The organism is Tritonibacter scottomollicae, assembly GCF_003003215.1.
Classification (GTDB): Bacteria; Pseudomonadota; Alphaproteobacteria; order Rhodobacterales; family Rhodobacteraceae; genus Epibacterium; species Epibacterium scottomollicae.
On the sequence record NZ_PVUF01000003.1, the window covers coordinates 148,808 to 170,694 of the forward strand.

A 21,887-nucleotide genomic window follows, 5' to 3' on the forward strand; every position below is an offset into this window, starting at 1 on the left:
AGGGCCCTTACTGGCTCTGAGCGCGTACGGCGGCACGATAGGGGGCCGGATCCCAGCCGCAGGCATAGCCGTCGCCATCGGGATCCAATGCCTTGCGGTCCCGTTTCGGCCCTCCCAGCTCAAGGAAGGCTGTTTGCGCCAGATCTGGCGAAGCGTATTCGGCGCAATGACGCTGGGACCGGGCTTGCAGATTAAGACCAGTGCGGCTGTAGATGCGCTGCCCCCGGGGGTTCGAGGTCGACAGCGCATAGCGCACGATGTTCGGCGACAGGTCCTGTGGACGGTCCGGCACCGCTGTAGGCGTGACAACTTCATATTGCGCGCGCTGCCGGGCAAGCCGCTCCGCATCGCTTTCGATGGTCTGCCGGGAAGCCACCGCTTCAAAGTTGTTTTCATCCGAAATCGTCGGATTACCAACAAGTGCAGGCGCCGGGTTGGACGGGCTGGCCTCAAGCGGTGCCTGGCCCGAATTCTGTCCGGATGCGCTGATCGCAGCGGCAGCTTCGCGGGCAATGTCGTCATTGCCCGCAGAGGCAGCGCCAGAGGGGCGTGGATCTTGCCAGTTGGCGGTGTTGGAGGCGTTCTCGTCAGACAGGCGCGTGGGAGATACCAGCGGGTCGCCGTTCAGTGTCTGCCCCGGCTCGACCTCGGGCGGCGCATTGAAGGGGCTCGTGTCATCCCCGATCCCTGCGGCGCTGTCGGGCACTTGCGGGCTGCAGGCTGCGAGCGCAATCACGCTCACCGCCACCATGGTTCCCAGAACTCGCATAGGTCTCACCTGTCTGCTCAGTTTTGCTTTGCCGTTTGTCTTACCACCACTGCGCCGGTTTGGCCACAAAGCCCGCCGATTGCTCCAGCGCATAGGCAGTGTTCAGCAGATCGCCCTCGTCCCACGGCTTGCCGATGAGCTGCAGACCCAACGGCAGTCCCTGTGCATCCAGCCCGGTCGGCACCGAGATGCCGGGCAGGCCGGCGAGGTTCACGGTGACGGTGAAGACATCATTCAGGTACATCTTGACCGGATCGGCGTCGTTCATCTCGCCCAGGCCAAAGGCCGCGGAGGGGGTCGCCGGGGTCAGGATCGCGTCGACACCGGCGGCAAAGACATCCTCGAAGTCCTTCTTGATCAGGGTACGGACCTTGCGGGCGCGGTTGTAATAGGCATCGTAGAAGCCTGCCGACAGCACATAGGTGCCGACCATGACGCGGCGCTGCACTTCGGAGCCAAAGCCCTCGGCGCGGGTCTTCTCATACATCTCGGTGATGCCGTCGCCGGCGTCGAGGCTGGCACGGTGGCCGAAGCGAACCCCGTCGTAGCGCGCCAGGTTCGACGACGCCTCTGCCGGGGCAATCACGTAGTAAGCCGGCAGCGCGTATTTCGTGTGCGGCAGGGAGATGTCGACAATCTCCGCACCGGCCGCCTTCAGCATCTCTGTGCCATCATCCCAGAGTTTGGCGATTTCGGAAGGCATGCCGTCCATGCGATATTCGCGCGGGATGCCGATCTTCTTGCCCTTGATGTCGCCGGTCAGCATTGCCTCGAAGTTCGGCACCGCGAGGTCTGCGGAGGTCGAATCCTTCGCGTCATGACCACACATGGCCTCCAGCATGATCGCCGCGTCGCGCACCGATTTGGTCATCGGACCAGCCTGATCCAGCGAGGAGGCAAAGGCAACAATGCCCCAGCGCGAGCAGCGCCCGTAGGTGGGTTTGATGCCCACGGTGCCGGTGAAAGCCGCAGGCTGGCGGATCGACCCGCCCGTGTCGGTGCCGGTCGCCGCAAGGCACAGGTCAGCCGCCACCGCAGAGGCGGAGCCACCGGAGGAGCCGCCGGGGGTGATCGCGGTCTCATCCGCGCCGCGCCGCCAGGGGCTGATCGCATTGCCATAGGCGGAGGTCTCGTTCGACGACCCCATGGCAAATTCATCCATGTTCAGCTTGCCGAGCATCACCGATCCGGCGTCCTGCAGCTTTTGCGAGACGGTGGATTCATACTCCGGCTTGAAGCCCTTGAGGATGTTCGAAGCCGCCTGGCTGTCCACGCCCTTGGTGCAGAACAGATCCTTGATGCCGATCGGCAGGCCGCACATGGCGGGCGCGTCGCCCTCCTTGATGCGCGCATCCGCCGCCTTGGCGCGTTCCAGTGCGATCTCAGGCGTCTTGTGCACAAAAGCGTTGAGGGCATTTGCGGCGTCGATGGCCTTGAGGCAGCTCTCAGTCAGCTCGACCGAGGTGGTCTCGCCCTTGCGCAGCAGATCGCGGGCCTCTGCAAGGCCCAGTTTGTTCAGGTCAGACATGTCTTACTCCACAACCTTGGGCACGGCGAAAAAGCCTTCGCGGGCATCGGGGGCATTGGCCAGCACCTTGTCCTGCTGGTTGCCGTCGGTGACCTCGTCGACGCGGCGCGCGAGGCGCTGCGGGGTGACCGAGGTCATCGGCTCGACGCCTTCGACATCCACTTCGTTCAGTTGCTCGATGAATCCGAGGATCGTGTTGAACTCCTCTGCCAGCGCGGGCAGAGCGTCCTCCTCGACCTTGATCCGGGCCAGTTTGGCCACCTTCGCGGCTGTGCTTTGGTCAATCGACATCAATAACCCTCATCTCGTGTTGCCCCCGCATTTACCGCCCGCGCCTGCGCGCCGCAAGCCTGCCTTGGGATTTCTCCGCCCAAAGGCCAAATGAAGTGCTGCGCCAGGGCGCTTGCTGGGTTGGTCCGGGTCGCCGCCGCCGGGAAGTCTCTGGTAAAGATCGCGCCGCGCGCGCCACGACCTGAGCCACAGGATCTTGCTGCCCAGGACGTGTTTACTCTGACACGCAATCTTGCGCGTTAGATCAATGGATTTTTCCGCAACCCCTGATAGGGTCGCAAAAAAGGCATCCTGCATGAACCACCCACAGGGAGAGCGCATATGAAACTGATCTGGCTTGGTCATGGCGGCTTCCGCCTGCAAACCGGCGACACCACGATCCTCATCGACCCTTGGCTGACCGGCAACCCGATGCTGGAGGACCACCAGCACGAGGCTGCGACAGCCGGCACCACCCACATCTTGCTGACCCATGCGCATTTTGACCATGTTGCGGATGTGCTCGGCCTGGCCAAGCATCTCTCCGTGCCGATCATCGGCCAATACGACCTGATGGGGTTTTGGGGCGAGACCGAGGGCGTGGAGACCCTCGGCTTTAACAAGGGTGGCACGGTCGAGGTTGGCGACACCCGCGTCTCCATGGTGCCGGCCTCGCATTCCAACACGTTTTCCACCCGCGACGGGCTGCGCACCGCCGGCAGCGAGGTTGGGTATATGATCCAGGCCGAGGGGCATATGATCTATGTCTCGGGCGATACCGACATCATGGCAGACATGGACTGGATGGGGGATTACTACCGGCCCGACATCGGCATCCTGTCCGCTGGCGGTCATTTCACCATGGACATGAAGGCCGCCGCCTATGCCGCGAAGCGCTATTTTGCCTTCAAAACGGTCATTCCATGCCACTATCGCACTTTTCCATTGCTGGAACAGAGCGCACAGGACTTGATTGACGGGCTTCCCGGCGTCAACGTCATCGAGCCACAGGTTCTGAAAGAAATCGAGTTCTAATGCCAGCCAACGATTTTACCACCACCGAATACGCCCGCAGACTGGAAAAGACCCGCCGCGCCATGGCCGCGCAGGGCTTTAAAACACTGGTGATCTGCGATCCCTCCAATATGGCCTGGCTCACCGGCTATGACGGCTGGAGCTTCTATGTTCCGCAGGCGGTGATTCTGCATGAGACCGGCATGCCGATGTGGTGGGGCCGCACCCAGGACAAGCCGGGCGCCGCGCTGACCACCTGGCTGGAGGCCGATCACCTGTTCGACTGGCCCGAAGAACACGTCCAGCACCCGGACCACCATCCGTTCGACTCGCTGGTGGAGCTGCTGCGCGACTTCGGCTGGACCGAGGCCATCGGGGTGGAGATGGACAACTATTATTACTCCGCCCGCAGCCATGAGATCCTTGAAACCGCCCTTGGTCGCGACGCCCTGGCCGATGCCACCGGCCTGGTGAACTGGCAACGCGCGGTCAAGAGCGAGCAGGAGCTGCAGCTGATGGAGGCCGCAGGCAAGCTCTCGGCGCATATGCACGGGGTGCTGCGTGCCTCCTTCAACGAGGGCATCGCAAAGAACGCGCTGGTCGCGCGGGTGCAGGCCGCCGGCATCGAAGGCCTGCCGCTCCTGGCCGGGGACTATCCGGCGATTTCACCCATTGCGCCCTCGGGGATCGAGGCCTCCGCCTCCCACATCACCTGGAATGACCGTCCCTTGGCCCCCGGCGAGGCGACGTATTTCGAGATCTCCGGCTGTGTGCGCCGCTACCACTGCCCGATCAGCCGCACGCTGTTCCTCGGCAGCCCGCCCGAGGACATCCGCCGTGGTGAAAAGGCAATCCTGCAGGCGATCGAGGACACCTTCGCCGTCGCCAAGCCGGGCGTAACCTGCGAGGAAGTCGCCGCCTGCGTCTACGAGAGCTTTGGCCGCGCGGGCTATATCAAGGGCAACCGCACCGGCTACCCGGTGGGTCTCAGCTACCCGCCGGACTGGGGCGAGCGCACCATGTCGCTGCGCCCCGGTGACACCACCAAGCTGGAGGAGAACATGACCTTCCACCTGATGCCGGGCCTGTGGACACCGGATTGGGGCATGGCGATCACCGAGACCTTTGTTGTGACTCCCAACGGCGGCGAGCCGCTGGTGGATGTGCCGCGCGAAATCGTGGTGAAATAACACCGCAGCTCAATCGCTTACCACACTGCCGGGCGGGGGAGCTCCCGCCCGGCGGCATGGTTTATAAAAAACCACACCTTCCGTTGGGCCGAGCGCCGCGCGCCCTTCGGGCGCGCGGCGCGGGTCGCTTTGGGCGAAGCCCAAAGCGAAACAGCTCAGACAAGACATCTGCCATCAAATCAAAAATCAGTCGGGACAGGTCCGAAAGTCAGACCGGGACTGTGAACGCCCGACGCGCCTGAGCCGCCAACGGGCGGCAAAAACAGCCTTCGGCATGGTCATTGACCAACCCCATCGCCTGCATGAAGGCAAAGCAGGTGGTCGGTCCGACGAATTTCCAGCCACGCTTTTTCAAGTCCTTCGACAACGCCACCGACTCGGGACAGGTAGAGACCGTCTGCGGCTCTGGCGGTGTCTTGACCTCATAGCGCCAGAAAAACGCGGCCAGAGAGCCTTCGCGCGCTTCAATCTCGATTGCCCGTGCGGCGTTGTTGATGACCGCTTCGATCTTCCCGCGATGACGGATGATACCGGCATCCTGCAACAAGGCCGCAACCTTCTCCGGCCCGTAGCCCGCCATCGCGTGATAATCGAAGCCATCAAAGGCCGCGCGAAAGTTCTCGCGCTTTGACAGGATGGTGCGCCAGCTCAGGCCGGACTGGAAACTTTCCAGACAGATCTTTTCAAACAACCGCCGATCCTCGCCCACCGGAAAGCCCCACTCCGCATCGTGATAGGCGTCGAACTCCGGCGCGGAGGCAGACCATGCGCAGCGGTCACGTCCGTCCGCGCCGGTGACAATCCGGCTCATGCGGCCACCTTCAGGAACTGAAGCCGCGCATCGGTGCGTGCGGGCGTGAACTTGGTAATCTCCGCCACAACAACTCCTTCAACCACGAAGGGGTCTGCGGCGACCCGGGCCTCCAACGCTCTACGGTCCTCTCCCGATGCAAGGATCGCCCCGCCCTGTCCCTCTTCCAGTGACCCCGCCACGAGGAAAACGCCATCGGAAAACCCCTGCGCCAGCCACGCCTTATGCGCCTCCATGACCTGCGCGGCGCGCGCCTTTTCTGCAGTGAATTTCAAATAGATCACAAACATCGCGACCCTCTCTCCTGTTTTGAATGGGCTATGGGGCCTGCGTCGCGATTTGCTGCTCGACCCAATCTGTCATCTGCGCAACCTCTGCCTCGATCAGCGCCTCGTCACCAAAGGCCTGCGCCAGCGCCGCCACGCCCTGACTGCGCCCCATCAGATGGGTGGCCAGTGCCTTCGCATCTCGCTCAATACCAGCGCTGCGAAATTGCGTTGCGAGCCAGTCGATGAAGAGGGTGAACAGCTCCGCCGCGCGACTTTGTGCGGCATGTTCGAGCTTTGACAGCTCGCTGACCAATGTGCCCACCGGGCAGCCCCAGGACATGATCTTGGCACGATTGCGGATCAGGATGCGGATGAAACAGGTGATGCGCGCAAGGGGCGTGTTGCTCTCTGCTTCCCACGCCGTCAACATCGCCGCCGTGCGAGACAAGCGCAGGTCTATGACCGCATTCAAAATCTCATCCTTGGCCTTGAAATGATAGTAGAAATTCCCGCGCGACAGGCCCAGCGCCCCGGCAATATCGGCCAAGGACGTGGCCTCAAACCCGCGCTCGTAAAACAGCACATCCGCCTGACTGACAATTCGATCTCTCGTGCGGGTCATCGGTCTCTCCATCCACGTGTGAAACCCGAGCAGATTTGACGATTAGGTCAATTGCCCTAGCTCACATTTAGGTCACTTGACCTAGATCTGCAAGCCCGATTTCGCAACGCGGAGCATGTGCCGCAAGAGCATACGGTCATCCAGGGTTTCTTGCCCGGACCAGAGCATCGACAGAAGCAGCTTCGCAATTGCCCAATGGAGTTGCTCCCGCGCAGTGCAGCCCGCCACACGTCCCCACATCATCGCGCGACGCCGGATCACCTGCGGGTCTGCGGCATGGGCGCGACATCCACGCGGATGACGAAACGCATTGGCCAACTCATAGGCGCGCGGCCCCACCAACCCCTTGGCGTCAAAGGCCCGCAAGCCCTGAGCCGTTTGGATGATGTTGTCGTGGTGCAGATCACCGTGCTGGGCGACGTCCTCCCCCGCACCGCATTGCAACTGATCCAGACAGGCCCGCGCAACCCCTTGCGATTCTTGCGCTTCGGGCGAGGTGAAAGTGGCGTCGCGCAGGGGCGACATGACCGTTGATACTGGCAGCAATCCGGCGCCTGAAATGCGGGTGGCACACAATCGAGCGGCCACGTCAGTCACCCCATGATCCGCCGCCTCTGCCCCCTTCGCACGCGCCAGATCCCCCAATGATGGCCCCTCAAGCCACTCCATCAGAACCGCATCCGCACTGCGCTCGAAAACCCGCACGGCTCCCGCGCCCTCGCAGCGTTCGAGATAGGCAAGGCCGCTTGCCTCATTCCCCATATGACCGGCGGGATAGTACTTCAGCGCCGCCCATGCGCCCGACCCCCGGCGTACGCGCCAGACCTTCGCACGCGCGGTCTCTGCCACCAGCTCGGGCGCGCTCAGGCCAAAGCGCTGCAACAGGTCTGTTGGTGGCAGGCTCATCCGCGCCGTTTCGCGAAGAAGTCCCGCAACAGCGCCTCAGATTGTGTCGCGGAAAAGCCGTCATAAACCTCCGGCGCGTGATGGGCCTGCGGGTGGTCGAACACGCAGGCGCCATGGGCCACACCGCCGGATTTCGGGTCGGACGCGCCGTAATAGACGCGCGCCACACGGGCAGCGGCGATGGCAGCCGCGCACATCGCACAAGGCTCCAGCGTCACATAGAGATCGTGCCCCAGGAGCCGCTCAGTCCCCGATGCCGCACACCCCGCGCGGATCACCAGAACCTCTGCATGGGCAGTGGGGTCGTTGAGTTCCCGTGTGCGATTGCCAGCCCGCGCGACCACCTCGCCCGAGGGGCCTACCAGCACCGCGCCCACCGGCACCTCGCCGCGTGCGGCGGCGGCGCGCGCCTCAATCAGCGCTTCTGCCATGAAGGATCGAAACTCCATCCCTGTGGTGCTCCTTTGTCGCCCATGCCGCCGAGATCCGGGGCAGCCCTACCCTGCAATGGGTGCTTTCGCAGGTCTCGCGAATAGGCTATGGCAGCGCCATGAGCAAGAAAACCCCATCCGCCCCTTCCAAGCATCGCGCAGCCACCGGTGCCGCGCCCGGCTCCCGGCCAAAGGCCAAACCGTCGGCAAAGCCGCGCGCGCCGCAAGGCCCGCAGGGTGATGCGTCGGTCAACGCACAACCCGCGTCCGAAGGCGGCCGTATCGCCAAAGTGCTGTCCCGTGCTGGCGTTGCCTCGCGTCGCGAGGCAGAGCGGATGATCGCCGAGGGCCGCGTGGCGGTGAACGGCAAAGTGATCGACAGCCCGGCGCTGAATGTGACCGACAACGACCGCATTGTCGTGGATGGCAAGCCCCTGCCCGAGGCCGAGGCCCCGCGCCTGTGGCTCTATTACAAACCCACCGGGCTGGTGACCAGCAACTCGGACGAAAAGGGCCGTCGCACGATCTTTGACGAACTGCCCGAGGATCTGCCCAGGGTGATGACCGTCGGACGGCTCGACATCAATTCCGAGGGGCTGTTGCTGCTGACAAACGACGGCGGCGTCAAACGCCAGCTGGAGCTGCCCTCCACCGGCTGGCTGCGCCGCTACCGGGTGCGCATCAATGGCCGCCCTCAGGACCATGAGTTCGAGATCCTGCGCAAGGGCGTGGTGATCGACGGCGAACGGTTCCAGCCGATGACCGTGACCCTAGACCGCCAGCAGGGCGCCAATGCCTGGCTCACGATCGGGCTGCGCGAGGGCAAGAACCGCGAAATCCGTCGTGCGATGGATGAGGTGGGATATCCGGTCAACCGGCTTTTGCGTGTGTCCTACGGTCCTTTCCAACTTGGCACGCTGAAAGAAGGCGAAGTCGAAGAGCTGCGGTCGCGGGTTGTCCGTGACCAGCTTGGCCTGCCAGCGCCCGAAGGTGATGGCGAAGCGAAAAAGAAACCGCAGCGCCCCTCGCGCGGGCCACGCAATGCCCCCGGCAAACCGCAGGGTCGCCCTGACCAGCCCGGTGGCAGGTCTGAGGGTCGCCCAGCGGGCAAGGCCCCGGCAGGCAAGCCCACGGGCAAGGGTGGCGGTGGCAAGGATGGCGGCGCGAGCATGGGCCGTGGCAAGACCTTTGGCAGCAAAACCTCCAGCAGCGCCACACGCCCGGGAAAGTCCGGCCCTGCCACAGGCGGTAGACCCAGCGGCAAACCAAGTGGCAAATCAGGGCGTTTTGGCAAAAAACCGCAAGGTTGAGCGCCCTTGAGCGGACTTCCCCCTAGTACGCGGGCCTGAGATCTCCTAGGTTTCAATGCGTTGAGGAAAGTCTGGGGGCCAAAACGGTGAAATCCATCGCCTATGTCGCGTTGCTGATCCTGATGCTGGGCATCGGGACCGGCTGGATCGTTGGGGTCTAGACACATGGCACAGCGTTTTGGTGGCAAATTCAGCCCCTCGGGCAACGACCCCTCCGGCAGCCGTCCGGACGGTCGCACCTCAAGCTCCTCCCGGATGATGGCTAACGCACAGGTGAACCCCGTGGGCCTGCGCGCCAACCTGATGTTCGTACCTGCTGCTGTTCTGATGCTGTTCTCCCTTGGCGCTGGCGCCTCGGCCCTGGTGATCGGACTGATCGGCGCAGGTCTTTGGGTCGGCTCCGCTGTGATGCTGCGCGAAGGGCTGAAGGCCGAAGCCGCCTATGCTGCGCGCAAGGTGGCGCGTCGCCCCGCCCTGCCCCGCAAAATCCTCGCCGCGCTTCTATGTGGTCTCGGCGGCGCTGTCGGTGCATGGGCCAGCGAGCCTGGCGTGATCACGGCTGCGCTCTATGGGCTGGCCTGTAGCGGGCTGCATTTCGCCGCCTTCGGTGTTGACCCGCTCAGCGACAAGGGCGTCGCGGGGGTGGACGAATTCCAAAGCTCCCGCGTGGCCCGCGTGGTGGATGAGGCCGAAACCCATCTGGCCGCGATGAAGGATGCCGTTCTGCGTGCCAAGGATCGTCAGGTCGAGCTGCGCGTCGACCAGTTCCAGTCCGTGGCCCGTGACCTCTGCCGCACGGTGGAGGAAGACCCGCGCGATCTGACCGCCGCGCGCAAGTATCTGACCGTCTACCTCATGGGGGCCCGCGACGCGTCCATCAAGTTTGCCGATATCTTTGCGCGCAGTGGCGACGCACAGGCCCGCGCCGACTATCTGGCGCTGCTCGACGATCTGGAACAGAATTTTGCCGCCCGGACCGAAAAACTCCTGCTGGAGGACCGTGGCGACCTGACGATTGAAATTGATGTATTGCGCGCCCGGTTGGAGCGCGAAGGCGTCCAGATGGACCGCCCCTCTTAACCTGACAGAAAGGCCTGGCCCATGTCCGAGACCATTCAGAAAAAAGCCGTCGAAGCCGAAACATTGGTGAAGGAAGTGACCGAGGTTGCCCTGGCTGAGCCCAAGGGCGAGCTGGCCACGCTGGAGGCCGCAGACCCGGAGACCACCACCGCGATCCGTCGCCGCATTGGCGAGATCGACATGGGTGACACCAATTCGATCATCTCTTTCGGCTCTGCCGCACAGGGCGAATTGCAGCAGATCAGCCAAGCGATGCTGACGGATGTACGCAACAAGGATGTCGGCCCCGCCGGCGATTCCCTGCGCGATATCGTCACCACCATTCGCGGCTTTTCGGTCTCCGAACTGGATGTGCGCCGCAAGCCCACCTTCTGGGAACGGCTGCTGGGCCGGGCCGCGCCCTTTGCCAAGTTCACCGCCAAATACGAGACCATCCAGGGCCAGATCGACCGGATCACCGACAATCTCCTGGGCCATGAGCACACGCTGCTGAAGGACATCAAATCCCTTGACGTGCTCTATGAGAAGACGCTGAACTTCTACGACGAGCTGGCGCTTTATATTGCCGCCGGTGAGGCAAAGCTGGCAGAGCTAGACGCCACAGACATTCCCGAAAAAGAAGCTGCCGTCGAGGCGGCGCCAGAAGACGACAAGGTCATCAAGGCGCAGGAGCTGCGCGATCTGCGTGCGGCCCGCGACGATCTGGAGCGCCGGGTGCATGACCTCAAGCTGACCCGTCAGGTCACCATGCAGTCGCTGCCCTCGATCCGCCTGGTGCAGGAAAACGACAAGTCGCTGGTGACCAAGATCAACTCCACCCTCGTGAATACCGTGCCGCTGTGGGAAACCCAGCTGGCGCAGGCGGTAACCATCCAGCGCTCGGCCGAGGCGGCGCATGCGGTGCGCGACGCCAACAACCTGACCAACGAGCTGCTGACTGCCAATGCCTCCAACCTGCGCGAAAGCAACAAGGTGATCCGGCAGGAAATGGAACGCGGCGTGTTTGACATCGAGGCCGTAAAACAGGCCAATGCGGATTTGATCGGCACCATCGAGGAAAGCCTTCAGATCGCCGACGAGGGCAAGCGCAAGCGCGCCGAGGCAGAGACCGAGCTGAAGAAGATGGAAACCGAACTGCGCGACACGCTGGCCTCCGCCAAGGCGCGCAAGGATGGTGTCGGCGACAATGCCGGCACCGCCGTGCCAAAGTGAGCATGGGCGCGTGACGCCTCGACACAACAAGACCCGGAACCGCCGCCTCGGCGCGGTTTTGTCGCTGGGCGCGTCTGTCGTGCTCAGCGGGTGTCTGGCGCTTGCGCCCGGCCCCAAGGACACGCCGCGCCCAACGCCACGGCCCGAAAAACCGATCTACACCCCGTCGGTCGAGGCACAGGCCCTGACGAAATACTACGCTGATCTTGAACAGGATCTGCTGACCCGTGGGTTATTGCGCACAGATGGTGGCGGGCCGGAAACGCCGTATGACGCCGAGGACCTAGCGGAAAACTTTGAAACCCTTGCGTTTTACGACGAATACGCCACGGCCTCTGATGGCGGTGCCGGGGGCCTGGGGCGTTGGGAACAGCCGGTGCGTCTGGTGCCGGTCTTTGGCCCCTCGGTATCCGCGGCGCAGGCCAAGCGGGATCGCGCCACACTTGCTGCATATGCCGCCCGTCTCGCGCGCATCACCGGGCATCCCGTCACGGTCGGCTCCAGCGGCAATTTCACCGTGATCTTTGCAGGCATTGATGACGCTGACTATGTTGAAAGCAAGGTGCGCCAGCTCCTGCCCAATCTTTCGGCCAGTGACGTCGCCCTGTTTGCGACCCCACCGCGCAAGTTCTACTGCCTGGTCTTTGCAGGCGGCCCGCAACGCGACCCGCTGAATTACTCCCGCGGGGTTGCGCTGATCCGGGCCGAGCAATCTGAGCTGATGCGCGACAGTTGCATTCACGAAGAAATCGCGCAAGGCCTTGGCCTGCGCAACGACAGCCCCAGGGCGCGGCCCTCCATCTTCAACGATGATGACGAATTCGCCCGCCTGACCAGCCACGACGAGAAACTGTTGCAGATCCTGTATGATTCCCGTCTGCGCGTGGCGATGAGCGCGGAGGAAGCCCGACCGACCGTCGCGCGTATCGCCCAAGAGATCATGGGCGATCTGTCTCTCTAGGACGCCGTCCCTGCACCCCCTCGGCACGTGCACCATACGGTTGCGGGGAAAAGCGCCATGTCTCCGGCAGAATCGCAAGTTCCACGCCCTGCCCTCTGGTTTCGAGGCAACGGGGTTGCTACATCTTGGGAAACAGCCGTGGGAGGACACAGCGTGGGCATTTTCGATTTTCTCAAAGGCGAATTCATCGACGTCATCCATTGGACCGATGACACCCGCGACACCATGGTCATGCGGTTTGAACGCGAAGGCCATGCGATCAAATACGGCGCCAAACTGACGGTGCGCGAGGGTCAGGCGGCGGTCTTTGTCCATGAAGGCCAGCTGGCGGATGTGTTCACGCCCGGTCTTTACATGCTTGAGACCAACAATATGCCGGTGATGACGACGCTGCAGCACTGGGATCACGGCTTTCAGTCGCCGTTCAAATCCGAGATCTACTTTGTCGCGACAACGCGGTTCAATGACCTCAAATGGGGCACCAAGAACCCGATCATGTGCCGCGACCCGGAGTTTGGCCCAGTCCGCCTGCGCGCCTTTGGCAGCTACTCGGTGCGGGTGGTTGATCCGGCGCGTTTCCTGACCGAGATCGTCGGCACCGATGGTCAGTTCACCATGGACGAGATCTCCTATCAGATCCGCAATATCATCGTGCAGGAGTTCTCGCGCGCCATTGCAGGATCGGGCATCCCGGTGCTGGACATGGCGGCCAACACCGCCGATCTGGGCAAGCTGGTGGCGGCCGAGATTGGCCCCGTCGTGGCGGAATACGGCCTCGCCATCCCGGAGCTTTATGTGGAAAATATCTCGCTGCCGCCGGCGGTGGAGCAGGCGATGGACAAGCGCACCCAGATGGGCATCATCGGCGATCTGGGCCGCTATACGCAGTTCAAGGCCGCCGAAGCCATGGAAGCCGCCGCCAAGACCCCCAACAGCGGCATGGGCGCGGGCCTTGGCATGGGAATGGGCATGGCGATGGCACAGCAGATGGGTCAGACCTTGCACCAGGCGCAGTCCCCGGCAGCAGCGGGCCAGACCACCGGTCCCTGGGGCACACGGCCCGCACCCGCTGCCTCGCAGGCGCCAGCGCAGGCCGCCCCGATGGCCCCGCCGCCACCGCCGGTGGAGCATGTCTGGCATACTGCTGAAAATGGCAAAACCTCCGGGCCATTTTCCAAGGCGCGCATGGGGCGCATGGCGCAGGAAGGCCAGCTGACACGTGACACCCATGTCTGGACCCCGGGACAAGACGGCTGGATGCGCGCAGGCGACGTCACCGAACTGGCGCAGCTCTTCACCATCCTGCCCCCACCGCCTCCGCCGCCTGCGGGGTAGTATCCCTTGACGATGCCGAGCTTTTCACCCTACTCAACGCAACAATGGAGGTATGCGGTCAGCCTGAGCGGCCCGATCGCATACAACATCATCCTTATTGTTTCGACGGCTCCAATTCTGCTTTCAAGCGACCCTTGGTATGCTGCAATTCTGTATATCTTGGTGTTTGCTCTAGTTGGTACACCAATTGCCTTGATGGCGAGTTGGGTATTCTTGTCTGCGCCACTTAGGCTTCTTATGCGACGCCGCGTAAGCTGGGGAGTTGCAGTGCTTTGGGGGGCCATAATTCCGATGGTTGCCATAGTGACCTATTCGCTTCTGATAAATACTATTGGAACAACAGGGCTTGGGTGGACCAGCCCCACAGCGCGAGACTGGACAGTCTCGGCTGAACATCAGCTCCTCACATCGTCTCAATCGAGAGCGATATTCGTAAGCGCATGCGTTTCAACCGCACTTTTTATTCGCTTCTGTCTCGGACCTGGCAGACAACTTGAAGCACCTTGAATAATTGGCTCTAGACCAAATGGTATACTCCGCGTGACCCAGACACCGCCGCCCCCGCCCGCAATGGACACAGCCCCCCAAGAAGCAGAGGAAACGCACCGCTTTCCTTGTGAACAATGCGGTGCCGATTATCGCTTTGCGCCAGCAGAAGGCGCGTTGATCTGTGATCACTGTGGCCACCAGAAAGACCTGACAGAGAGCCCATGGGGCGGCAGCGCCCTGAAGGAGCTCGATTTCCTCTCCGCGTTGCGCGAACAGCTTCCTGCCGCCGAGATGGAAGTGACCCGCGTTTCCTCCTGCCCCAATTGTGCCGCGCAGGTGGAGTTTGACCCCTCGGTGCATGCGCTGGAATGCCCCTTCTGCGCCACTCCCGTGGTGGCGGACACCGGCGAGAACCGTCACATCAAACCCAAGGGTGTCCTGCCCTTTCAGTTCGACGAACGCGCCGCGCACACGGCGATGGAAGACTGGTTGGGCGGGCTGTGGTTTGCGCCAAATGGCCTCAAGGAATATGCCCGTAAAGGGCGCAAGATGGATGGGATCTACGTCCCCTACTGGACCTATGACGCCCAGACCCACAGCCAATACACCGGCCAGCGCGGCACGGAATATACCGTCAGCCGCACCGTCATGGTCGACGGCAAACCGCAGGTGCGCACCGAAGTTCGCGTGCGCTGGTCCAATGTCCGTGGGCGCGTGCAGCGATTCTTTGACGACGTATTGGTGCTCGCCTCCAAAAGCCTGCCGCGCAAATATACCGAAGGGCTGGAGCCTTGGGACCTGTCGCAGCTTGCCCCCTATCAGCCCAAATATCTGGCCGGGTTCCGGGCTGAGGCCTATACCATCGACCTTGAGCCCGGCTTTGCCGATGCCAGCCGGAAAATGGACCGGGTGATCGAACGCGACATCAAGTTCGATATCGGCGGCGACCGCCAGCGCATCAGCTCGGTCGATACCGATGTGAGTGCGGTGACGTTCAAACACGTGCTGCTGCCGGTCTGGATGGCAGCCTATAAATACCGCGGTCAAAGCTATCGCTTTGTGGTGAACGGGCAGTCGGGCCGGGTGCAGGGCGAACGCCCCTATTCCGCATGGAAGATCGCAGGCGCCGTTGTGCTGGGTTTGATCGTGGCGGCTGGCGTGGCCTACCTCGCGTCACAGAGTTAAATTCCGACACCTGCTTGCCTTTTCGCGACTCCCCCTGCATGTTCGCGCCAAATTCCGGGGAGACGATACATTGTCCAACAGCGCTTTGAGCGAGTTAGACCAGCTGCTAAGCACGCGGCATAGCTGCCGCGGGTTCAGGCCCGATCCAGTACCCCGCGCGGTGATCACCCAGATCTTGGACGCCGCTTGCAAAGTGCCTTCCTGGTGCAACGCTCAACCCTGGGCGCTCACGATTACCAGCGGCGCGGAGACCGACCGGCTGCGCACGGCTCTGACCGAGGCCGCCACTGCCGGTGACCATGACCCTGACCTTGCCTTTCCCACGCGGTATTCCGGCGCCTATCAGGCCCGCAGACGCGCTTGCGGCTGGGCGCTTTATGAGGCGGTCGGGGTTCAAAAGGGCGACCGGGAGGGGGCCGCGCGACAGATGATGGAGAACTTCTCCCTCTTTGGTGCCCCCCATTGCGCGATCCTGTCGAGCCCGGCTGAACTCGGCTCCTATGGCGCAATGGATTGCGGCGGTTTTGTCGCCGCTTTTACCCTTGCGGCGCAGGCGCTGGGGGTCGCAACGATCCCGCAAGCCGCCGTCGCGTCTCATGCGCCGCTGCTGCGCCAGCTCTACGATATACCCGAGGATCGGCTGATCCTCTGTGCGATCAGCTTCGGCTACGAGGATCCGGATCATCCCGCCAACGGGTTTCGCACCACTCGGGCCGCGATCAAAGACTTCACCGATTGGCGCGGCGCCTGAACCGCCGCAGGAAGGACAGCCATGCGCGCCCTGTTGCAACGTGTGAGCGCGGCAAGCGTCACCGTCGACTCTGCCACCATCGGCGAGATCGGCCCCGGAATACTGGTCCTGATCTGCGCGATGCAGGGCGATAGCGAGGCCGAGGCCGAACATTTGGTGCACAAGATTTCACGCCTGCGCATCTTTCGCGATGACGCGGGCAAGATGAACCGCTCGGTTGCGGATGTCGGTGGCTCAGTGCTGGTGGTCAGCCAGTTCACGCTAGCCGCAGACACCCGCAGCGGCACAAGGCCCGGTTTTTCCAAAGCCGCGCCACCAGCAAAAGGAGAAGAGCTTTATCATTGTTTTTGCGACAAAATGCGGGCTACGGGCCTGCCCGTTGCAACCGGCGCATTTGGAGCTGACATGAAAGTTTCACTTGTAAACGACGGTCCTGTTACAGTCTGGCTGGACACCGATGATCGTCCTAACAAGTCCGCAAGACCGGGGTAACACCCCCGCGCAGCCAGAGCATTCGCAGGCCATGATGGGAGCTCTCAAGGGCCGGTTATCCCGGCACTCCCAGCAAGTCGGACGCAATTTTCTGGCATTATTCCTTGCCCCAGTGTGCCAAATCGGCAAATCTTGTACCACCATTCAAGAAAAAACCGGGGCCTACTCGTAACCTCGATAGGGAGACAACGCATGAACGATTATCTCAAACACCTCGCACAGGAAGCCGCTCTGGGCCGTATGGGCCGACGCGAATTCCTCGGCCGCGCTGCGGCGCTGGGTGTCACCGCATTGGGTGCAAACACGCTGTTGGCATCCGCTGCAAAGGCGGCCGGTCCTCAGGCCGGTGGCACGCTGCGTGTCGGTCTGCAGGGTGGCTCCACCACCGACAGTATGGATCCGGCGCTGGCCACCAATCAGGTTGCGCTTTCGGTGATCCGCCTCTGGGGCGAGCCGTTGGTCGAACTGGCCGAAGACGGCGGTCTGGACGGAATGGTTGCAGAGAGCTTCGAAGCATCTGCCGACGCCAAGACCTGGACCTTCAAGATCCGCTCCGGCATCACCTTCTCCAATGGCAAAGCCGTGACCGCAGAAGACGTGGTTGCCACCATGGAGCGCCACTCCGGCGAAGACACGAAATCCGGCGCGCTTGGCATCATGCGGTCGATCACCAAAGTATCGGCTGACGGCGACAACGTGGTGTTCGAACTCGACAGCCCGAACGCCGACCTGCCCTACCTGCTGACCGACTACCACCTTGTGATCCAGCCCAATGGCGGCAAGGACGACCCAGCCGCAGCGATCGGCACCGGCGCCTACGTGATGAAGGCCGTCGACATGGGCGTGCGTTTCGTGGCCGAGAAAAACCCCAACTACTGGGGCGATCTGGGCAACGCGGAAACCATCGAATACGTGGTCATCAACGACAACACCGCGCGCGTCGCCGCGCTGCAGGCCGGTCAGGTGGATATGATCGACCGTGTGCCGCCCCGCACCGCCAAACTGGTGGACCGCGCGCCCAACATCACCGTGCATTCCACCGCAGGTCCCGGCCACTATGTGTTCATCGCTCATTGCGACACGGATCCCTTTGCCAACAACGACGTTCGGATGGCGCTGAAATACGGCATCAACCGTGAGGAACTGGTAGACAAGATCCTCAACGGCTTTGGCTCCGTCGGCAACGACAGCCCCATCAACGCCTCCTACCCGCTGTTCACCGCGGCCGAGCAGCGCACATACGACCCGGACAAGGCGAAGTTCCACATGAAGAAGTCGGGCTATGACGGCTCCATTCTTCTGCGGACCTCCGACAACTCCTTCCCGGGTGCGCCGGATGCGGCGGCTCTGTTCCAGCAATCGCTGGCGGCAGCCGGTATCGAGCTTGAAATCAAGCGCGAGCCGAATGATGGCTACTGGTCCGAAGTCTGGAACAAGCAGCCCTTCTGCACCTCCTACTGGGGTGGCCGTCCGACTCAGGACCAGATGTTCACCACCGCCTATCTGTCCACGGCAGACTGGAACGACACCCGTTTCAACAACGAGCAGTTCGACCAAATGCTGATCGCCGCGCGCGGCGAGCTGGACAATGCCAAGCGGACGCAGATGTATGCGGACATGTCCGACATGGTGCGCAACGAAGGCGGCTTGATCTGCCCGATGTTCAACGACTTCGTCGATGCAACATCCGACAAGGTAGACGGCTGGGTTGACGGCGTGAAAGGCCACGCCCTGATGAACGCATATGCCCCGCTGAAAATGTGGGTCAAAGCCTGATATGCACCCTGTCCTAAAACTACTGACTCAGCGCATTGCGCTGAGTCTCATTCTCCTGTTGATGATCTCCGTGCTGATCTTTGCCGGCACCATGATCCTTCCAGGCGATGTCGCCCAGTCCATCCTCGGACAGTCCGCAACGCCCGAGGCGCTGGAGAATTTGCGCGCTGAATTGGGCCTGAACGATCCGCCTGTCACCCGATACTTCCAATGGTTTTTTGGCGCCCTGCAGGGAGACCTTGGCACTGCTCTGACCTCTGGGCAGGACATCACATCCGCCATCGGATCACGCCTGTCGAACACGCTGTTCCTCGCCTTCTGGGCCGCGCTGATCGCCGTACCGCTGGCGATTTTTCTCGGCCTTCTGTCGGTGCGCTACAAGGACCGCTGGCCGGATAAGCTGATCTCCGGCGTCACGCTGGCGTCGATCTCCATCCCTGAATTCCTGATCGGCTACGTCCTGATGTATCTGGTCGCCGTTAAACTGCGCTGGTTTCCCTCTGTCGCCATGATCAACGACAGCATGAACCTGTGGCAGAAGCTCAATTCCATCGCCCTGCCCGTTGCGGTGCTGACGCTTGTGGTGCTTGCCCACATGATGCGCATGACCCGTGCGGCGATCCTGAACGTGATGCAGTCCGCCTATATTGAGACCGCTGAACTGAAAGGGCTTTCGACCTTCAAGGTGATCTGGCGTCACGCGTTCCCCAACTCGATCGCTCCGATCGTGAATGTGGTGATGCTGAACCTCGCCTATCTGGTTGTCGGCGTCGTGGTGATCGAAGTGGTCTTCGTCTACCCGGGCATGGGGCAATATCTGGTCGATCACGTGTCGAAACGCGACGTGCCGGTGGTGCAGGCCTGTGGTCTGATCTTTGCCGCCGTCTACATCGGGCTCAACATGGTTGCCGATATCGTCTCGATCCTGTCGAACCCGCGCCTGCGGCACCCGAAGTAAGGACACGGACATGAAAAATATACCCGTATCCGCCCTCATCGGCCTGTTTTTCACGGCCCTCTATTTCCTCGGCGCGATCTTTGCGCCCCTGCTCGCGCCCTATGGTATGGCCGAAGTGGTCGGCGATGTCTGGGAGCCCTCCAGCGCCGACTATCTCTTGGGCACCGACAACATCGGTCGCGACCTCCTCAGCCGCATGATCTATGGCGGCCGGACCACCATCTTCATCGCCACCGTGGCGACCATCATCTCCTTCACCACCGGCTCCATCCTCGGCATCTTTGCCGCGGTGGCAGGTGGCTGGGTGGATCAGACGCTGTCGCGTTTCGTCGATCTGATCATGTCGATCCCGACGCTGATCTTTGCACTGGTGGTGCTGTCGGTGACACCTGTCACCGTGCCGATGCTGATCCTCGTCATGGGTCTTCTAGACTCCACCCGCGTGTTCCGTCTGGCCCGCGCGGTCGCCGTGGACATCGAGGTGATGGACTTTGTAGAAGCTGCCCGCCTGCGCGGTGAGCGCACGGTCTGGATCATCTTTCGCGAGATCCTGCCCAACGCCCTCTCGCCGCTGGTGGCCGAGATGGGCCTGCGCTTCATCTTCATGGTGCTGTTTGTCTCCACCCTGTCGTTCCTCGGCCTTGGCGTGCAACCGCCCGAAGCTGACTGGGGCGGCATCGTGAAGGAAAACAAGGACGGCATCGTCTATGGCATTCCCGCCGCCCTGATCCCCGCCTTCGCCATCGCGACCCTCGCGATCTCGGTGAACCTGGTGGCCGATTGGGTCCTGAACCGAACCACATCGCTGAAAGGAGGCCGCGGATGAGCGAACCACTTCTGAAGGTCCGCGACCTGAAAATCGGCGCCACGGTCTACCCGCCGGGTGAAAAGCCCCATGATATCGAGATCGTGCATGGGGTCAGCTTTGACCTGATGCCGGGCAAGGTGCTCGGGTTGATCGGGGAATCCGGCGCCGGCAAGTCCACCATCGGTCTGTCCTCCATGGCCTATGGCCGTGGCGGCGTGAAGATCACCGGCGGCGAGGTCTGGGTCAACGGCCGCGATATCCTGCAGTCCAAACTCAGCGATATCCGCAAGCTGCGCGGTGGCGAGGTGACCTATGTGTCGCAATCCGCCGCCGCCTCCTTCAACCCGGCCAAACCCATCATGGAACAGGTGGTCGAAGCTGCGGTCGAGCAGGGTAAATTCTCTCGCAAGAATGCCGAGGCCCGGGCGCGGGCGCTGTTTGACAAGCTGGGCCTGCCCGATCCGGACAACATCGGTGAGCGCTATCCGCACCAGGTCTCCGGTGGTCAGCTGCAGCGCTGCATGACGGCGCTGGCGCTCTGCCCCGAACCCGATCTGGTGGTCTTTGACGAGCCCACGACGGCGCTGGATGTAACCACCCAGATCGACGTGCTGATGGCGATCAAGGAAGCGATCCGCGACACCGGGGTGGCGGCGCTCTATATCACCCACGACCTCGCGGTGGTGGCACAGGTCTCCGATGACATCATGGTGCTGCGTCAGGGCGAGACCGTGGAATACGGCCCCGTCAACCAGATCATCAATGAGCCGCAGGAGGAGTACACCCAGGCGCTGGTCTCCGTGCGCTCCATCGATCACGAGGAAAAGGCACCCACCGAGGAGCCGGTGCTGTCGGCGCGCAATGTCACCGCGCGCTATTCCGGCACCAAGTTCGATGTGCTGCACAACGTCAACGTCGACCTCTACCCCGGCCAGACGCTGGCGGTGGTCGGCGAATCCGGCTCCGGCAAATCGACGCTGGCGCGGGTGATCACCGGGCTATTGCCCCCACGTGAGGGCGATATCCAATTTGCCGGTCGCACCCTGTCGCCGGACTTCAAGAACCGCACCCGCGAGGATCTGCGCGAATTGCAGATGATCTACCAGATGGCGGATGTGGCGATGAACCCGCGTCAGACCGTGGGCACCATCATCGGTCGGCCGCTGGAGTTCTACTTCGGTCTGCGCGGAGCGGAAAAGCGCAAGCGGATCCAGGAGCTGCTGGATGAGATCGAGCTTGGCGACGGTTTCATCGACCGCTACCCGGCAGAGCTGTCGGGCGGTCAGAAGCAGCGTGTCTGCATTGCCCGCGCGTTGGCGGCCAAGCCCAAGGTTATCATCTGCGACGAGGTCACCTCGGCGCTGGATCCGCTGGTGGCGGACGGCATCCTGAAGCTCTTGCTCAACCTGCAAAAGATCGAGGATGTGGCCTATCTGTTCATCACCCACGACCTGGCGACGGTGAAGGCGATCTCCGACAACATCGCGGTGATGTACAAGGGCAAGGTGCAGCGCTACGGCGGCAAGACCGAGGTGCTGAGCCCGCCGTTTGATGACTACACCGACCTCCTGCTCAGCTCCGTACCGGAGATGAAGCTGGGCTGGCTTGAAGAGGTCATCGCCAATCGCAAGATGGAGAGCGCGGGCAACTGATGCCCGCCTCCTGCCAACCGTCAGCGTCCGCTCGATGCGGGCGCAAGACAACAAAAGCCCTGTTCGGC

Annotated in this window: 22 protein-coding genes; 14 read left to right on the forward strand and 8 right to left on the reverse strand. The window is 62.5% G+C overall.

Annotation, left to right across the window (positions count from 1 at the left end):
- Positions 1–7: 7 nt before the first annotated feature.
- The 3 genes from CLV89_RS06700 to gatC are packed head-to-tail and all read right to left on the reverse strand — an operon-like array spanning position 8 to position 2,588.
- Entirely contained in the window at positions 8–769 is a 762-nt protein-coding gene (locus tag CLV89_RS06700) for a hypothetical protein (RefSeq protein ID WP_106162870.1), read from the reverse strand.
- Between the two features lie 40 nt (positions 770–809).
- Complete coding sequence (gene gatA, locus CLV89_RS06705; protein WP_106162871.1) at positions 810–2,297, reverse strand: Asp-tRNA(Asn)/Glu-tRNA(Gln) amidotransferase subunit GatA; 1,488 nt, start codon at positions 2,295–2,297, stop codon at positions 810–812.
- Between the two features lie 3 nt (positions 2,298–2,300).
- Complete coding sequence (gene gatC / locus CLV89_RS06710; RefSeq protein ID WP_106162872.1) at positions 2,301–2,588, reverse strand: Asp-tRNA(Asn)/Glu-tRNA(Gln) amidotransferase subunit GatC; 288 nt, start codon at positions 2,586–2,588, stop codon at positions 2,301–2,303.
- 321 nt (positions 2,589–2,909) lie between these two features.
- Between gatC and CLV89_RS06715 the strand changes: the two genes are divergently transcribed.
- Together CLV89_RS06715 and CLV89_RS06720 are read left to right on the forward strand one after the other, a co-directional pair.
- On the forward strand, positions 2,910–3,602 hold the full coding sequence (locus CLV89_RS06715) for a metal-dependent hydrolase (protein WP_106162873.1): 693 nt from the start codon (positions 2,910–2,912) through the stop codon (positions 3,600–3,602).
- Entirely contained in the window at positions 3,602–4,771 is a 1,170-nt protein-coding gene (locus CLV89_RS06720; RefSeq protein WP_106162874.1) for a M24 family metallopeptidase, read from the forward strand. The genes CLV89_RS06715 and CLV89_RS06720 overlap by 1 nt, the downstream gene beginning before the upstream one ends.
- Positions 4,772–4,979: 208 nt before the next feature.
- On the opposite strand, the gene CLV89_RS06725 is transcribed toward CLV89_RS06720, so the two are convergent.
- The 5 genes from CLV89_RS06725 to CLV89_RS06745 form a co-directional block, all read right to left on the reverse strand.
- Entirely contained in the window at positions 4,980–5,582 is a 603-nt protein-coding gene (locus CLV89_RS06725; protein WP_106162875.1) for a DNA-3-methyladenine glycosylase I, read from the reverse strand.
- Entirely contained in the window at positions 5,579–5,872 is a 294-nt protein-coding gene (locus CLV89_RS06730) for a YciI family protein (RefSeq protein WP_106162876.1), read from the reverse strand. The genes CLV89_RS06725 and CLV89_RS06730 overlap by 4 nt, the downstream gene beginning before the upstream one ends.
- A 28-nt stretch (positions 5,873–5,900) precedes the next feature.
- Positions 5,901–6,473, reverse strand: coding sequence for a TetR/AcrR family transcriptional regulator (locus tag CLV89_RS06735; RefSeq protein WP_106162877.1), 573 nt, complete (start codon positions 6,471–6,473; stop codon positions 5,901–5,903).
- Positions 6,474–6,554: 81 nt separating this feature from the next.
- Positions 6,555–7,379, reverse strand: coding sequence for an aminoglycoside phosphotransferase family protein (locus tag CLV89_RS06740; RefSeq protein WP_106162878.1), 825 nt, complete (start codon positions 7,377–7,379; stop codon positions 6,555–6,557).
- Positions 7,376–7,828 carry a nucleoside deaminase gene (locus CLV89_RS06745; RefSeq protein ID WP_106162879.1) on the reverse strand — a complete coding sequence of 151 codons (453 nt, stop codon included), beginning with the start codon at positions 7,826–7,828 and terminating at the stop codon, positions 7,376–7,378. Before CLV89_RS06745 ends, CLV89_RS06740 begins: the two co-directional genes overlap by 4 nt.
- Positions 7,829–7,929: 101 nt before the next feature.
- Between CLV89_RS06745 and CLV89_RS06750 the strand changes: the two genes are divergently transcribed.
- The 12 genes from CLV89_RS06750 to CLV89_RS06805 all read left to right on the forward strand — a co-directional run bounded on the left by CLV89_RS06750 (position 7,930) and on the right by CLV89_RS06805 (position 21,819).
- The gene (locus tag CLV89_RS06750; protein WP_106162880.1) at positions 7,930–9,120 is read left to right on the forward strand and encodes a pseudouridine synthase; all 1,191 of its coding nucleotides are present in this window, start codon (positions 7,930–7,932) and stop codon (positions 9,118–9,120) included.
- A 165-nt stretch (positions 9,121–9,285) separates the two neighbouring features.
- The gene (locus CLV89_RS06755; RefSeq protein WP_106162881.1) at positions 9,286–10,200 is read left to right on the forward strand and encodes a 5-bromo-4-chloroindolyl phosphate hydrolysis family protein; all 915 of its coding nucleotides are present in this window, start codon (positions 9,286–9,288) and stop codon (positions 10,198–10,200) included.
- Between the two features lie 21 nt (positions 10,201–10,221).
- A complete protein-coding gene (locus tag CLV89_RS06760; protein WP_106162882.1) occupies positions 10,222–11,412 on the forward strand; it encodes a toxic anion resistance protein in 1,191 nt (396 codons plus the stop codon).
- A 10-nt stretch (positions 11,413–11,422) separates the two neighbouring features.
- Positions 11,423–12,373, forward strand: a complete 951-nt coding sequence (locus tag CLV89_RS06765; protein WP_243394951.1) for a DUF2927 domain-containing protein — start codon at positions 11,423–11,425, stop codon at positions 12,371–12,373.
- Between the two features lie 153 nt (positions 12,374–12,526).
- Entirely contained in the window at positions 12,527–13,708 is a 1,182-nt protein-coding gene (locus tag CLV89_RS06770; protein WP_106162884.1) for an SPFH domain-containing protein, read from the forward strand.
- Positions 13,709–14,278: 570 nt separating this feature from the next.
- On the forward strand, positions 14,279–15,382 hold the full coding sequence (locus tag CLV89_RS06775; RefSeq protein WP_106162885.1) for a TFIIB-type zinc finger domain-containing protein: 1,104 nt from the start codon (positions 14,279–14,281) through the stop codon (positions 15,380–15,382).
- A gap of 70 nt (positions 15,383–15,452) precedes the next feature.
- Positions 15,453–16,133, forward strand: a complete 681-nt coding sequence (locus tag CLV89_RS06780) for a nitroreductase (RefSeq protein WP_106162886.1) — start codon at positions 15,453–15,455, stop codon at positions 16,131–16,133.
- Positions 16,134–16,154: 21 nt separating this feature from the next.
- Positions 16,155–16,625, forward strand: coding sequence for a D-aminoacyl-tRNA deacylase (gene dtd / locus CLV89_RS06785; RefSeq protein WP_106162887.1), 471 nt, complete (start codon positions 16,155–16,157; stop codon positions 16,623–16,625).
- A 192-nt stretch (positions 16,626–16,817) separates the two neighbouring features.
- Positions 16,818–18,401 (forward strand): ABC transporter substrate-binding protein, encoded by a 1,584-nt coding sequence (locus tag CLV89_RS06790; RefSeq protein ID WP_106162888.1) that lies wholly within the window; start codon positions 16,818–16,820, stop codon positions 18,399–18,401.
- A 1-nt stretch (position 18,402) separates the two neighbouring features.
- The gene (locus CLV89_RS06795) at positions 18,403–19,359 is read left to right on the forward strand and encodes an ABC transporter permease (RefSeq protein WP_106162889.1); all 957 of its coding nucleotides are present in this window, start codon (positions 18,403–18,405) and stop codon (positions 19,357–19,359) included.
- Between the two features lie 10 nt (positions 19,360–19,369).
- The gene (locus CLV89_RS06800; RefSeq protein ID WP_106162890.1) at positions 19,370–20,185 is read left to right on the forward strand and encodes an ABC transporter permease; all 816 of its coding nucleotides are present in this window, start codon (positions 19,370–19,372) and stop codon (positions 20,183–20,185) included.
- Entirely contained in the window at positions 20,182–21,819 is a 1,638-nt protein-coding gene (locus tag CLV89_RS06805) for an ABC transporter ATP-binding protein (RefSeq protein ID WP_106162891.1), read from the forward strand. The genes CLV89_RS06800 and CLV89_RS06805 overlap by 4 nt, the downstream gene beginning before the upstream one ends.
- Positions 21,820–21,887: the final 68 nt, after the last annotated feature.

Coding starts and splice junctions, on each gene's coding strand:
- CLV89_RS06700 (WP_106162870.1), bottom strand. CDS start 769: ATGCGAGTTCTGGGAACCATGGTGGCGGTGAGCGTGATTGCGCTCGCA.
- gatA (WP_106162871.1), bottom strand. CDS start 2,297: ATGTCTGACCTGAACAAACTGGGCCTTGCAGAGGCCCGCGATCTGCTG.
- gatC (WP_106162872.1), bottom strand. CDS start 2,588: ATGTCGATTGACCAAAGCACAGCCGCGAAGGTGGCCAAACTGGCCCGG.
- CLV89_RS06715 (WP_106162873.1), top strand. CDS start 2,910: ATGAAACTGATCTGGCTTGGTCATGGCGGCTTCCGCCTGCAAACCGGC.
- CLV89_RS06720 (WP_106162874.1), top strand. CDS start 3,602: ATGCCAGCCAACGATTTTACCACCACCGAATACGCCCGCAGACTGGAA.
- CLV89_RS06725 (WP_106162875.1), bottom strand. CDS start 5,582: ATGAGCCGGATTGTCACCGGCGCGGACGGACGTGACCGCTGCGCATGG.
- CLV89_RS06730 (WP_106162876.1), bottom strand. CDS start 5,872: ATGTTTGTGATCTATTTGAAATTCACTGCAGAAAAGGCGCGCGCCGCG.
- CLV89_RS06735 (WP_106162877.1), bottom strand. CDS start 6,473: ATGACCCGCACGAGAGATCGAATTGTCAGTCAGGCGGATGTGCTGTTT.
- CLV89_RS06740 (WP_106162878.1), bottom strand. CDS start 7,379: ATGAGCCTGCCACCAACAGACCTGTTGCAGCGCTTTGGCCTGAGCGCG.
- CLV89_RS06745 (WP_106162879.1), bottom strand. CDS start 7,828: ATGGAGTTTCGATCCTTCATGGCAGAAGCGCTGATTGAGGCGCGCGCC.
- CLV89_RS06750 (WP_106162880.1), top strand. CDS start 7,930: ATGAGCAAGAAAACCCCATCCGCCCCTTCCAAGCATCGCGCAGCCACC.
- CLV89_RS06755 (WP_106162881.1), top strand. CDS start 9,286: ATGGCACAGCGTTTTGGTGGCAAATTCAGCCCCTCGGGCAACGACCCC.
- CLV89_RS06760 (WP_106162882.1), top strand. CDS start 10,222: ATGTCCGAGACCATTCAGAAAAAAGCCGTCGAAGCCGAAACATTGGTG.
- CLV89_RS06775 (WP_106162885.1), top strand. CDS start 14,279: ATGGACACAGCCCCCCAAGAAGCAGAGGAAACGCACCGCTTTCCTTGT.
- dtd (WP_106162887.1), top strand. CDS start 16,155: ATGCGCGCCCTGTTGCAACGTGTGAGCGCGGCAAGCGTCACCGTCGAC.
- CLV89_RS06790 (WP_106162888.1), top strand. CDS start 16,818: ATGAACGATTATCTCAAACACCTCGCACAGGAAGCCGCTCTGGGCCGT.
- CLV89_RS06795 (WP_106162889.1), top strand. CDS start 18,403: ATGCACCCTGTCCTAAAACTACTGACTCAGCGCATTGCGCTGAGTCTC.
- CLV89_RS06800 (WP_106162890.1), top strand. CDS start 19,370: ATGAAAAATATACCCGTATCCGCCCTCATCGGCCTGTTTTTCACGGCC.
- CLV89_RS06805 (WP_106162891.1), top strand. CDS start 20,182: ATGAGCGAACCACTTCTGAAGGTCCGCGACCTGAAAATCGGCGCCACG.